20 protein-coding genes and 1 pseudogene are annotated in these 10,768 nt (G+C 44.0%); 20 read left to right on the top strand and 1 reads right to left on the bottom strand.

Annotation, left to right across the window (positions count from 1 at the left end; all coding sequences use genetic code 11):
• The 20 genes and pseudogenes from ACXJGZ_RS02125 to ACXJGZ_RS02030 all read left to right on the top strand — a co-directional run.
• Positions 1-253: pseudogene (locus ACXJGZ_RS02125) on the top strand (immunoglobulin-like domain-containing protein); the annotation flags it as partial.
• 202 nt (positions 254-455) lie between these two features.
• Positions 456-788 (top strand): transcription factor S, encoded by a 333-nt coding sequence (locus tag ACXJGZ_RS02120; RefSeq protein ID WP_293254332.1) that lies wholly within the window; start codon positions 456-458, stop codon positions 786-788.
• A 31-nt stretch (positions 789-819) separates the two neighbouring features.
• The gene (locus ACXJGZ_RS02115) at positions 820-990 is read left to right on the top strand and encodes a hypothetical protein (protein ID WP_293254329.1); all 171 of its coding nucleotides are present in this window, start codon (positions 820-822) and stop codon (positions 988-990) included.
• A gap of 2 nt (positions 991-992) precedes the next feature.
• On the top strand, positions 993-1,739 hold the full coding sequence (locus tag ACXJGZ_RS02110) for a DNA polymerase sliding clamp (protein ID WP_293254326.1): 747 nt from the start codon (positions 993-995) through the stop codon (positions 1,737-1,739).
• A 27-nt stretch (positions 1,740-1,766) separates the two neighbouring features.
• A complete protein-coding gene (locus ACXJGZ_RS02105) occupies positions 1,767-2,330 on the top strand; it encodes a DNA replication complex subunit Gins51 (RefSeq protein WP_456398181.1) in 564 nt (187 codons plus the stop codon).
• 190 nt (positions 2,331-2,520) lie between these two features.
• Positions 2,521-3,171 carry a peroxiredoxin gene (locus ACXJGZ_RS02100; RefSeq protein WP_456398179.1) on the top strand — a complete coding sequence of 217 codons (651 nt, stop codon included), beginning with the start codon at positions 2,521-2,523 and terminating at the stop codon, positions 3,169-3,171.
• A 117-nt stretch (positions 3,172-3,288) separates the two neighbouring features.
• Positions 3,289-3,426: a hypothetical protein gene (locus ACXJGZ_RS02095; RefSeq protein ID WP_456321086.1), complete on the top strand. Its 138-nt coding sequence runs from the start codon at positions 3,289-3,291 to the stop codon at positions 3,424-3,426.
• Positions 3,427-3,480: 54 nt separating this feature from the next.
• Positions 3,481-4,704, top strand: a complete 1,224-nt coding sequence (locus tag ACXJGZ_RS02090; RefSeq protein WP_456398177.1) for an FprA family A-type flavoprotein — start codon at positions 3,481-3,483, stop codon at positions 4,702-4,704.
• 86 nt (positions 4,705-4,790) lie between these two features.
• A complete protein-coding gene (locus ACXJGZ_RS02085) occupies positions 4,791-5,342 on the top strand; it encodes a ferritin family protein (protein WP_456321088.1) in 552 nt (183 codons plus the stop codon).
• 9 nt (positions 5,343-5,351) lie between these two features.
• Entirely contained in the window at positions 5,352-5,732 is a 381-nt protein-coding gene (locus ACXJGZ_RS02080; protein ID WP_456321089.1) for an FAD-dependent oxidoreductase, read from the top strand.
• A 73-nt stretch (positions 5,733-5,805) separates the two neighbouring features.
• The gene (locus ACXJGZ_RS02075) at positions 5,806-6,318 is read left to right on the top strand and encodes a rubrerythrin family protein (protein WP_456398174.1); all 513 of its coding nucleotides are present in this window, start codon (positions 5,806-5,808) and stop codon (positions 6,316-6,318) included.
• 81 nt (positions 6,319-6,399) lie between these two features.
• On the top strand, positions 6,400-6,561 hold the full coding sequence (gene rd, locus ACXJGZ_RS02070; RefSeq protein WP_456321095.1) for a rubredoxin: 162 nt from the start codon (positions 6,400-6,402) through the stop codon (positions 6,559-6,561).
• 9 nt (positions 6,562-6,570) lie between these two features.
• Positions 6,571-6,918, top strand: coding sequence for a class II SORL domain-containing protein (locus ACXJGZ_RS02065; RefSeq protein WP_293256945.1), 348 nt, complete (start codon positions 6,571-6,573; stop codon positions 6,916-6,918).
• A gap of 172 nt (positions 6,919-7,090) precedes the next feature.
• A complete protein-coding gene (locus ACXJGZ_RS02060) occupies positions 7,091-7,798 on the top strand; it encodes an RAD55 family ATPase (protein ID WP_456321090.1) in 708 nt (235 codons plus the stop codon).
• A complete protein-coding gene (locus ACXJGZ_RS02055) occupies positions 7,795-8,397 on the top strand; it encodes a hypothetical protein (RefSeq protein ID WP_456321091.1) in 603 nt (200 codons plus the stop codon). Before ACXJGZ_RS02060 ends, ACXJGZ_RS02055 begins: the two co-directional genes overlap by 4 nt.
• Positions 8,390-9,013, top strand: coding sequence for a hypothetical protein (locus ACXJGZ_RS02050; protein ID WP_456398171.1), 624 nt, complete (start codon positions 8,390-8,392; stop codon positions 9,011-9,013). The genes ACXJGZ_RS02055 and ACXJGZ_RS02050 overlap by 8 nt, the downstream gene beginning before the upstream one ends.
• Complete coding sequence (locus tag ACXJGZ_RS02045) at positions 9,013-9,567, top strand: hypothetical protein (RefSeq protein WP_293256934.1); 555 nt, start codon at positions 9,013-9,015, stop codon at positions 9,565-9,567. Before ACXJGZ_RS02050 ends, ACXJGZ_RS02045 begins: the two co-directional genes overlap by 1 nt.
• Before the next feature lie 61 nt (positions 9,568-9,628).
• On the top strand, positions 9,629-9,952 hold the full coding sequence (locus ACXJGZ_RS02040) for a hypothetical protein (protein ID WP_456398168.1): 324 nt from the start codon (positions 9,629-9,631) through the stop codon (positions 9,950-9,952).
• Between the two features lie 87 nt (positions 9,953-10,039).
• Entirely contained in the window at positions 10,040-10,216 is a 177-nt protein-coding gene (locus tag ACXJGZ_RS02035; protein WP_456398166.1) for an iron-sulfur cluster assembly protein, read from the top strand.
• A gap of 35 nt (positions 10,217-10,251) precedes the next feature.
• Positions 10,252-10,515 (top strand): ABC transporter permease family protein, encoded by a 264-nt coding sequence (locus tag ACXJGZ_RS02030; RefSeq protein WP_456398164.1) that lies wholly within the window; start codon positions 10,252-10,254, stop codon positions 10,513-10,515.
• A gap of 43 nt (positions 10,516-10,558) precedes the next feature.
• Here ACXJGZ_RS02030 and ACXJGZ_RS02025 read toward each other — a convergent pair.
• Positions 10,559-10,768: ferritin family protein (locus ACXJGZ_RS02025; protein WP_456398162.1), on the bottom strand; the 210-nt coding region annotated here is incomplete at its 5' end.

The raw sequence follows: 10,768 nt of genomic DNA, 5'->3' as shown, positions 1-10,768 counted from the left end.
GAGCTGGAGGAGAGTTCCCCTAGGGCTTGTTTTTACCATGCAGGCATTCATCATAATGCCCGGTGAAAGCTGGAGCCAAAATATAAGACTCGTCAAAGCGAAGGAGAGTGCGACTAGTTCCATCATCGGCGATCCTGCTAACCTCGAACCATTGCCTCCGGGAAGATATAAACTCGTTAAGGATGTGTGGCCTGAACCTGGGGGGATTGAGAAGAGGGAGTATCTTGAGGTAGAATTCGAAGTAATAGATTAACGCTTTATCAAGGGAGCGATAATTTGCATAGGGCTTATCTCTGGAGTAGTGAGTAAAAGGGGTCAGTAGGGGTTTGAAATATTTGCTAGTAGATCACCTTTCCTTTTCATTTTGGATTTTTCATCAACCGCTAAGCTTTTATTGTTCTTCAGTGCATCTCATTCTTAGGCTGAAATTATTTTGAAATTTGGAGGTGGGAGAGATGGTAAAATTCTGCCCTAAATGCGGGAATATGATGATTCCAGACAGAAAAAGAGGGGTTTTTGTGTGCAGAAAGTGCGGTTATGAGGAGCCCATAAACTCAGAGGATGCCAAAGCTTATCGGGTCACAAAGAAGGTGGAGCACAAGCCCGATGAGGGTGTCGTGGTTGTGGAGAAGGACATCAGAACGCTTCCGATTGCCAAAGTGAAATGTCCCAAATGCGGCAATGAGGAAGCATACTGGTGGGAGCTCCAAACAAGGGCCGGGGATGAGCCCTCAACCATCTTCTACAAGTGCACCAAATGCGGATACACATGGAGGAGCTACGAGTAAAGCTCCTCTATAATCTTTTAAGGTGCTTTTCATGGAGAGTATAGAGATTGAAGTTCTGAAAAAGTTCGCCGGGAAGGCTTTAGAAGATCTTGGAGGGGCATACGGGAGGATACCTGAAACGAATAATGGAAAAGCTTATTTATTCCGAGGTAAAGAAAGAGTTAAATTAATGATTGACGTTCTAAATAAGATGGAGGTGTAGAAATGTTCGAGATAGTTTTTGATGGTGCAAAGGATTTTGCCGATCTGATAGCTACAGCGAGCAATTTGATAGATGAAGCTGCCTTCAAGGTTACGGAAAAGGGCATATCCATGAGGGCAATGGATCCAAGCAGGGTCGTCCTTGTAGATTTGGACCTACCGAGTGAGATATTCTCAAAATATGACGTTGATGGAGAGGAAACCGTCGGTGTTAACATGGATCATTTCAAGAAGATTTTGCGGAGGGCCAAGGGCAAGGATACCCTCGTCCTGAGGAAGGGAGAGGAGAATTATTTGGAGATAATACTTCAGGGAACAGCCACCAGAAAATTCAGACTACCTCTCATAGATGTTGAAGAGCTTGAGCTTGAGCTTCCCGAGCTTCCATTCACTGCAAAAGCGGTCATCCTTGGTGAGGTTATTAAAGAAGCTGTTAAGGATGCCTCCCTCGTGAGCGACAGCATAAAGATAATAGTGAAGGAGAACGAGCTCACATTTAAAGCCCAGGGTGAGATCCAGGAGGTTGAGACCACATTAACGCTTGAGGATGAGGGGTTGCTCGATCTAGAGGTTGAGGAGGAAACCAAGAGTGCCTATGGGATAGGTTATCTGGCGGATATGGTCAAGGGAATTGGAAAGAGTGATGAGGTTATTTTGAGGATAGGGAATGAAATGCCGCTCCAGATGGATTATCCCGTAAGGGATGAAGGTCGCTTGACGTTCCTCCTGGCTCCGAGGGTGGAGGAGTGATTCTCCTTTATTTTTTGGGTGATCTAAGTGGACATAATAAAGCTTAGAGAGCTTCTGGAGAGGGAACTCGCAAGCGCAGAGCTAGAGCCTTTAGATGAAGAATTTTATAAGGAATTTGACAGTTTAATCAAGGCGCTTGAGTTTAAAGCCGAATCTTCCAGGGAGAGAGGGGAAGGTGTGGAAGAAAGGCTCTCTCTGGCAGAGCTTAAAATTGCAAAAGAGCTCATAACTGAGATAGTCAGGGTCAGACTCCATAAAATTGTTGATCTGGCGGTTAAAGGCGTCCCCCATTCACTTCCCGAAGATGAACGTAAAATCTTCAGCATTCTGGTGTCCTTCATAGGCAGGGAACCCCTGAACGTGCCTCTGGAGGAGCGCCCTATTGAGCGAAAAGTTGAGGTTGAGATTGAAGAGAGTAAATCCCCCATCAGACGGGCTTACCTTCTCGAGATGGATATCCCAAAAGTGATGGATGGAAATCTCAACTCCTATGGGCCCTTCAAGAAGGGCGATCTTGTTGTTCTCCCCAATGATATTGCGGCTATCCTTTTAAAACGCGGTGCTGCCAGGGAGATCAAAATCTCCATGTGATTGAACATTCTATCTATACATTATTTTCATTTTCCATACTGCTTCTACAGAGAGCTTGATAGCTTCCTTTGGTCCCCTGGATTGGGTATCATTTTATGAAAACCAAATCTTGGCTTACGATATTCTCACCAAAAGGTTTATATATTCGAACCATATATGCTATGATGAAAAAACAAAAAGGTGATGAAAAATGGTAGTGATTGGAGAAAAGTTTCCTGAGGTTGAAGTGAAGACCACCAAAGGAGTGATAAAACTGCCCGACTATTTTAAGGAACAGGGAAAATGGTTCATCCTCTTCAGCCATCCAGCGGACTTTACACCCGTATGTACAACGGAGTTTTATGGTGCCCAGATGAGATACGAGAAGTTCAAGGAGCTCAATGCGGAGCTCATAGGTTTGAGCGTCGACCAGGTATTCAGCCATTTAAAGTGGATCGAATGGATAAAGGACAATCTGAGTGTGGAGATTGAGTTCCCAATTATAGCTGATGATAGGGGTGATCTGGCAGAGAGGCTCGGCATGATTCCAAGTGGCTCCACCACCACGGCTAGAGCAGTTTTTATAGTGGATCCAAAGGGTGTGATTAGAGCGATAATATACTACCCGGCAGAGGTTGGAAGGGATTGGGATGAGGTTCTCAGAGCCCTCAAGGCACTCCAGATAAGCGATGCAAACAAGGTTGCCATGCCTCACAAATGGCCAAACAATGAGCTCATTGGAGATAAGGTCATCATTCCACCGGCATCAACCAAGGAACAGATCAAGGAGCGCGAAGAAGCGAAGAAGAAGGGTGAAATTGAGTGCTACGACTGGTGGTTGTGCTACAAGAAGCTTGAGTGAGTTTTCCTCTTTGCCCCATTTCTGTTTTTGATATTTTAGATTTGCAAAAGAAAATTATATAAGCCTAATTAGGAAACCTTATTATGACGAAAGTCAAACTCTGAATGAGGTGTATCTATGGTTGATTTTAAGCCGGTTTTGACGGGGGCAGCTGGACAGCGGGTTCTCACAAAGACATTTGTCATAACGAATAACTTTCCTTGGTTGAAGCTGAGAAATTTAAAAGTGCTGCTCCCATTTCATCCTTTAGCATAGACAAGTTCCTCAAAGCTGAAAACTCTCATTCCGAGACTAAAGGAGGTGAAAGAAATGGTTAGGGTCTGGATCGAAAAAATTTCGGAGGAGCCTGAGCTTTATATGATAAGAATTGATGATACCAGGATAAGATACTTTGAAGCAACATGGGAAATTCCAGAAGGGATAACATATAATGCCTATCTCATGAAAACAGGGGATGCGGTTGTCCTCTTTGATGCCACCAAGAAGGAGTACGCCGACGAGTTCATGGAGGCATTAAAAAAGCTCGTTGACCTGCGGGAAATAACTCACATAATAGTTCATCACACGGAGCCTGACCATAGTGGAGCTCTTCCGAGGATTCTCGAGGAAAATGGGCACAGAGCGATGATAATTGGAACAACCTTTGCCAAAAAGCTTTTGGAGGGGTTCTACGGAATAACGGAGAATTTCTACTCTATTAAAGATGGAGAGGAGATGAAAATAGGAGAAAGTACGTTCCGCTTTATAACGGTTCCTTGGCTCCACTGGCCCGACACCATGATAACTTACATAGTTGAAGAGGGTATAATGGTGAGCTGTGATGCCTGGGGAGGTTATTCAATACCCGAAGCTATAGATGACAGTAATGAGGAAGTTGTTGAGAAATACCTTCCTTATGTGACCAAGTATATAGTAACGGTCATTGGACACTATCACAAGTACATAGTTGAAAACATAGAGAAGATCAAGAGGCTCGGCATTCTTGAGGATGTCAGGATGATTCTTCCAGGACATGGTTTGATATGGAGAAAGAATCCCAGGAGGATTTTTGAGCACTACGAGCGCGTTGGTGCAGGCATTCCGAAAAAGGGCAAGATTCTGGTGATCTATGATTCCATGTACGGTTTTGTTGGGAGGAGAATTGAAGTCGCTCTGGATGAGCTGAAGAAGCTTGGATACAACCCTATTGTCTATGCATTCACTGATAAAAATGCTCCACCCGTAAGCGATATCCTTGGAGAGGTTCCCGACAGCGAGGCCCTTATAATAGGGGCATCCACCTATGAAGCGGATATACACCCCAGGATACGCTATCTCCTATACGAGCTCGTGGATAAGGCAAACTATGAAAAGCCCGTTCTGATACTGGGCTCTTTTGGATGGGGAGGGATGGCAGGAAGAAAGATTGAGACATTAATAACACGTTCAAAATTCGACCATATCGACACACTGGAATCAAAGGGATGGCCGAGCAAAGAGGATGAGAAAAGAATTAGGGAGGGTGTCAGGAGACTTGTGGCGCATGGATTTTAGCCTTTTTATTCTTAGTTTGGCTCGAATTTAATTTATTTTAAATGGTGTTAGGGGCTCTTAAATAATCCTTGGAAGGAGGTGTTTTCATGGATATTGTGGAGGAAATTGTAGATAAGATCCAGAGTAGGAGCATGAAAGACATACTTGGATACTTCATAGCATCGGAGGAGGATGCAAGCAGGAAATACAGGAATATGAAGGAGATCAGCGGGGAGCTGGTTGGAGGACTCTTCGAAGCACTTGCCAAAGACGAGGAGAGACACAAGAAAATTTTGCTTGTTCTATATGAAAAGCTTTTCAAAACAAAAGAGTTCAACGTCCCGGAGGATATTCCCTTTTTGGAGAGCACGGAAGAAATCACGACCCTTTCAAGCTTTGTGGAGGCATTGGACGTTGCCATAGCAAATGAGGAGGTTGCCCACAGGGTCTACACTCTCCTGGCCGAAAGGGACGAAAAGCATCGGGATATCTTCAAATACCTGGCGATGCAGGAGAAAGCACACCTACAAGCTATAATGCTTCATAAGGACTACGTTGAAGAAGTTCTATTCAAAGAGCATGAACTCTCGGAGAAGCCCCTTGATACAAGTTTTCTCTTCAGAGGGGACTGGATGCACATGATATACAACAGGAGGTAAAGGGATATCATGAGATTATTGATAGTGGGGAACGGTCCGGCTGGCTTTTCATTGGCTAAAGAACTTTACAATGACTTCGAAGTGGAGATTTTGGATAGGGAGTGTGCCCCTTATTACAACAAGCCAATGCTCAGCCATTATATAGCTGGACTCATTGATAGGGAGAAGCTTTTCATGTATTCCGAGGAATGGTATGAGGAGAAGGGGATAAAGCTAAGACTGGGCGTTAATGCTAGAAGGGTGGACATTTCTTCCAAAAGGGTCATTGCAGATGGAGGAAGCTTTGACTATGATATCCTCGTACTGGCAACGGGTGCGGTTGTTCTTGGAGATATTAAGAAGAGCATCGAAATGGAGAGGATGATAAAGGAGTCGCTCCAGTTCATATAACTTAAGGTTTCGGAAACCTTTTTATATTTCTTTTTCGAAAATAGCACTGAAAATTTTCGAATTGGTGGTTTATATGGTTGTGAAAAAGAAAATGACCAAAAGGTTTTTGGAAGAAGCATATGCGGGAGAGAGCCAGGCGCATATGCGTTATATGCTTTTTGCGGATGTTGCTGAGAAGGAAGGCTTTCCAAACATTGCAAAGCTTTTCAGGGCTATAGCTTTTGCTGAACTGGTTCACGCTAGGAACCATTATCAAGCCCTCGGCAACATAGGGGAGACACCTGAAAATCTCCAGGTAGCAATAGATGGAGAGACATTTGAGGTTGAGGAGATGTACCCCGTCTACAAGACAACTGCAGAGCTGCAAGGCGAAAATGAAGCCATCAAAAGCACATACTATGCCCTTGAAGCTGAAAAAATACATGCGGAGCTCTACAAGAAGGCGAAGGAGCTTGCCGAGCAAAAGAAGGACATGCACATCGAGAGGGTGTATATATGCCCCGTTTGTGGATACACAGCAGTTGACGAGGCTCCCGAGTACTGCCCCGTCTGCGGCGCGCCCAAAGAGGAGTTCATGGTTTTTTGAGTGAGTTTTTTATTTTAACTTAAAAGGTTTGATACGAAAACCTTATAATATTTGTTTGATAACATTTAGATGGTGAAAAACATGGCGAAATGGAGATGTATGGTTTGTGGATACATATACGATGAGGAGACTGGAGATCAGGATTCGGGAGCAGAGCCAGGAACGACGTTTGAAGATCTGCCCGAAGATTGGGTATGCCCGCTCTGCGGGGCACCAAAGGATATGTTTGAACAAATTGAGTGAGGTGGAAACATGATAAGCAAAACAATAAAAAGCGGAGACTGGAAAGGAGAGAAGCACGTCCCCGTTATAGAGTACAGGAAGGAGGGGGAGATGATTGAAGTTGAGGTAGCCGTTGGCAAGGAGATACCGCACCCGAACACGCCGGAGCACCACATTGCATGGATCGAGCTCTACTTCCACCCGGAAGGGGGGGCTTTTCCAATAATGGTAGGTAGGGTCGCCTTTACGAACCACAGTGATCCGCTGACGGAGCCAAGGGCCAAGTTCTACTTCAAGACGGGCAAAAAAGGGAAACTCCACGCTCTGAGCTACTGTAACATCCATGGCCTCTGGGAAAATGAGGTCGAGTTTGAGTGATTTCACTCCCTTTTTATTTGCTGGATTTTGGTAAATGTAAATTATTCCTTGAATTTTCTTCATGCTGCGTAAGGATATACATACAATATTCCTATGAGTTTGCTTGGAGCATACTGAGTAAAACAGCAAAGCTTATCTATAAGTAACATCGTAATAGCTTTTGGTGGATACCATGCGCATTTCAACCGGGGTAGAGGAATTGGATAAGATGCTTCATGGAGGACTAATACCCGGAAGGGCATACCTCGTTAAAGGAGGGCCTGGAAGCGGTAAAACAACCCTAACCATTCACTTTCTTGTAGAAGGTGCTAAAAAAGGGGAGAAGGTTCTCTATGTTTCTCTGGAAGAGCCAGTTGATATTCTCAAAGAAGATATGAAGAAACTTGGGTTTAACATAGATGTGCCCAACTTCGTTGCGATTGATGCCACGCCCGTGAAGCAGAAGAGGAGTATCTTTGAGGCAGAGCATTTTGAGGAATTTGCCAAAGACTTTAAGAGGCTTGTGGATGCCATTGTGAACAGGTTGAAGGGGGAGAAATACACTAGGATTGTTATTGACCCCATAACAATGCTGAGACTTACGATTAGGGATGAGCTGGAATACAGAAGGATGTTTATTGGGTTCTTAAAGGAAGTTGCCAGATATGATGCCACCCTCGTGCTAACCTCCGAGTTTTATAACACGGATATTGAGGATTATCTTGTCAGCGGCGTTATTGAATTGAGGGAAGTGGAGGAGGGTGGAAAAACACTGCGGGGCATTAAAATAGTCAAGTTCAGGGGTAGCGCCTTCGATGAGAGCTTAAGACCATACAAAATAACGGATGAGGGTATCAAAGTGTACCATAAGGAGTCCATATTTAGAGGGTCTGATGAATGAGGATTGGGATTCCCAAACTCGATGAGCTTCTGGGAGAGATTGAGCTAGGGAGTACCGTGCTGATTGAAACCATCGGCGAGATTGGTATTGAAATAGCCATAGAAGCGCTCAAAAGAAACAAAGAGAAGAGCGCTGTATTCCTCACACCAAGGCTCAAGAAGAGACTTGAACACATATTCGAGCTGGGTGAGGTGGTATACCTGACACTGGGTGAAGATTTTGCTCCCCAAGAGCTCTTTAAAGTAACTCATGCTTTGAGGGAGCTGCCTGAGGATCGCTTTATTGCGGTGTTCCTAATTCAACCCCTCCTTATTTTTCACCCCTCTCAAAGGGTCTACAGATTTTTTGCTGAACTTTCAGACATAGCCAATGCCCAAGGTATTATCCTGATGACAATGATAGATAAAAGGCTGGTGGATGAGAGGACGCTTGCAACATTTGAAGAGTCTGCAACCCATGTAATTGACATCGTGGAAGTTATTCAGGGGTTCAAGATTATCCGAGGACTGAGGATTAAGAAAAGTCCAAAGAAGATATCCGGGTTTTATAAACTCAAGATAAAGGATGGAAATGTTGAGGTCGGTGAGCTCCTTGGATGAGATTGCTCTTTTAAATATCTTCCTGGGTATTATGGCTTCTATAGGGTTGGCATATATTATGTTTCTCCTTTTGAATGTCTTTCCTTATTTTAAAAAAAGCAGAACTCTCATGTTAATCCAGGTAATCGGTGGATTATCCGTTCTACTTGGGATCTGGGCGCTCAGGATTATGAACTACACCAAAGAAAGCCTGAACAGTGTTTATCCCCTTCTGGTACTTGCGGGGATGTCCATGATTATCCTTCCCCTCGTTAAGCTGAGGTTGTTTAAGTTTGATAGGAGCCTTATTTTGCAGGCCCTCCTTATACTCCTCTCCCTTTTCCCCTATACCGTTGTTCGTGTGCCATGGAACTTCGTCCCTGGGACGTTTGTCCTCGCTGCGCTCCTCTTCTTGATACGATTTCCTCTGTTTTTGACATGCCTTTCACCACTGGGGATGGTACTTGTCAATATCGCCTCATGGCTTTGGGTGATATTCGCATGGCTTAGATATTATCTGATTCAAACTCCTCTCACGTGCACATCCTATGCTCTGCTGCTTATTCCCGTTACATCCCTTCTTCTCTGGGACTTTTCCGTGATAATCTCATATGAAAACACTAGGAGGTGGCTTTGATGGAATGTATTATTCTGGGAGAGCTAATTGACATATCGGTCGGTGTCGTTATAATTGGAACCTTTTTCTCAAAGAGGTTTCCTGTAATGCACCACTCGCCATTTTCCCTTGTGATAGGAATTCTCTTCGTTGTGGATTCCTCCCTTGAGATTATTCTAAATAAACCCGTTGGGATTTTGGAATTCACCGGAGCACTTATTTTGCTGATTCTCCTAGAAAAGTTTATCTCCGAAAATACAGGGACGAAATTTAACCACTTCTCTCCCCTTCTGCCCCTTATTCTAACGATTTTGGTGATATTAATAGAGAGGGATAATAGGTTCTTCCACTTTGGTACCCTCATGATTCTCAGTGTCATGGCATTGAGAACAGGTCAAGGAGCTAGGGTTATTGGATGGTACTACAGGGATGTATTTTTTATTTCCTCTCTTTTTGGACTCTTTGGAGCTTTAAGTTTTCTGTTCAATTTTCCGATGGGGAGTGACTTCTTCTATTTTGGAGGGGTTTTGCTCTACATCCTGACGATAGGTGAAATCCTCCGGATATCTCACTAAGTGGACACATCTGTCCAGGAATGCTTTTAACATCTCAATTGGAGTAATGTATGGTGATAAAATGAAAGTCTATTCACGGGATAGAGAGTATCCTGAGGAGTATCGAGAGGTTTTAAAGGAGCTTGGGGAGATAATCGACCCCGTGACTGGTGGGGATATACTCGATTCGGGCGTCGTGGCAGGGCTCGAAGTTAAGGAAGATACTTTAAAGATATGGTTAAACTTTGAGAGCTATGCTGAATATAACATCATTGGAAACTCGGCAATAGCGTATTCGAGGATAATTGGCAATATAATGGAGCGTTTTGCGCTGGTGAAGTTTGCCAATGTTTACGTTTATGATTTAAGGAACAATGTGATTGGAAAGTTTGAAAAGAAGGGGTGATGATGGGATTTTGGATTTTTTAAAGCAGAAACCCAAAGGGGTGTACGTGAAGATCTCCCTCCGGAGGTAAAGACGGTTGTCGACGCATTGAGGCAGGTTAGGGATCCCGAAACGGAGCTAGATGTCGTGGATGAAGGTCTGGTCTATGGAATAACCGTTGAAGGGAAAAGGGCTATGGTGTGGTTTCTTCTGGCCCGCTCAACTCCCGAGTGTCACTTCTCTCAGGCTATAGCTCTTAACGCTCAAAGGAGCTCAACCTGCTGAACATTGTTGAGACCATACCAACCCTTGCTCTTCCCGTGCTCCTCCCACTCCTTGGGATTGGTTTTACTCCCGCCATATTTGCGATATTTCTGAGAGCACTTCTTCCGATAGTGAAGAACGCATATGTGGGCCTCAGTGAGGTGGACGAAGTTATGATAGACGCTGCGAGGGGAATAGGGCTTACGGAATGGGAGTATGAGGTGTTTATGGATAATCGTGTCTATAGCGATTCTGCTGACGATTGCCTCTTTTTATGTCGATTTTCAGGTTTTAATCCTTTTTACTTAATTCCAGAATAGTCCCACAAAAATATGTAAAAAGAAAGTGAAGACTAGAACAACATCAAATTTTGGTTTTTATTCCGGTCTCTTCTTCAACTTCTTCAAAGCCATTTTTTATATACTTACCAAGCTCTGGATCGAGATTGAGGAGCAATGCCAAAAACTCGCCGACATGCTCCTTCTCCTCATTGGCGACATCCAAGAATACGTGTTTTATCTTTTCGTCTTCTATTAGTCCAGCAAACTGCTCGTAAAAGTTTATGGCATCGAG

Source organism: Palaeococcus sp. (in: euryarchaeotes) (assembly GCF_053987695.1).
The sequence above is the reverse complement of the archived record's forward strand: the minus strand, read 5'-3'. Positions and strand labels throughout refer to the sequence as shown.

Bases quoted from the DNA above. Each gene is read 5' to 3' on its own strand.
- ACXJGZ_RS02120 (WP_293254332.1), top strand. From the start codon at position 456: ATGGTAAAATTCTGCCCTAAATGCGGGAATATGATGATTCCAGACAGA.
- ACXJGZ_RS02065 (WP_293256945.1), top strand. From the start codon at position 6,571: ATGATAAGCAAAACAATAAAAAGCGGAGACTGGAAAGGAGAGAAGCAC.
- ACXJGZ_RS02045 (WP_293256934.1), top strand. From the start codon at position 9,013: ATGGAATGTATTATTCTGGGAGAGCTAATTGACATATCGGTCGGTGTC.
- ACXJGZ_RS02075 (WP_456398174.1), top strand. From the start codon at position 5,806: ATGGTTGTGAAAAAGAAAATGACCAAAAGGTTTTTGGAAGAAGCATAT.
- ACXJGZ_RS02095 (WP_456321086.1), top strand. From the start codon at position 3,289: ATGGTTGATTTTAAGCCGGTTTTGACGGGGGCAGCTGGACAGCGGGTT.
- rd (WP_456321095.1), top strand. From the start codon at position 6,400: ATGGCGAAATGGAGATGTATGGTTTGTGGATACATATACGATGAGGAG.
- ACXJGZ_RS02060 (WP_456321090.1), top strand. From the start codon at position 7,091: ATGCGCATTTCAACCGGGGTAGAGGAATTGGATAAGATGCTTCATGGA.
- ACXJGZ_RS02080 (WP_456321089.1), top strand. From the start codon at position 5,352: ATGAGATTATTGATAGTGGGGAACGGTCCGGCTGGCTTTTCATTGGCT.
- ACXJGZ_RS02110 (WP_293254326.1), top strand. From the start codon at position 993: ATGTTCGAGATAGTTTTTGATGGTGCAAAGGATTTTGCCGATCTGATA.
- ACXJGZ_RS02055 (WP_456321091.1), top strand. From the start codon at position 7,795: ATGAGGATTGGGATTCCCAAACTCGATGAGCTTCTGGGAGAGATTGAG.
- ACXJGZ_RS02100 (WP_456398179.1), top strand. From the start codon at position 2,521: ATGGTAGTGATTGGAGAAAAGTTTCCTGAGGTTGAAGTGAAGACCACC.
- ACXJGZ_RS02090 (WP_456398177.1), top strand. From the start codon at position 3,481: ATGGTTAGGGTCTGGATCGAAAAAATTTCGGAGGAGCCTGAGCTTTAT.
- ACXJGZ_RS02085 (WP_456321088.1), top strand. From the start codon at position 4,791: ATGGATATTGTGGAGGAAATTGTAGATAAGATCCAGAGTAGGAGCATG.
- ACXJGZ_RS02115 (WP_293254329.1), top strand. From the start codon at position 820: ATGGAGAGTATAGAGATTGAAGTTCTGAAAAAGTTCGCCGGGAAGGCT.
- ACXJGZ_RS02040 (WP_456398168.1), top strand. From the start codon at position 9,629: ATGAAAGTCTATTCACGGGATAGAGAGTATCCTGAGGAGTATCGAGAG.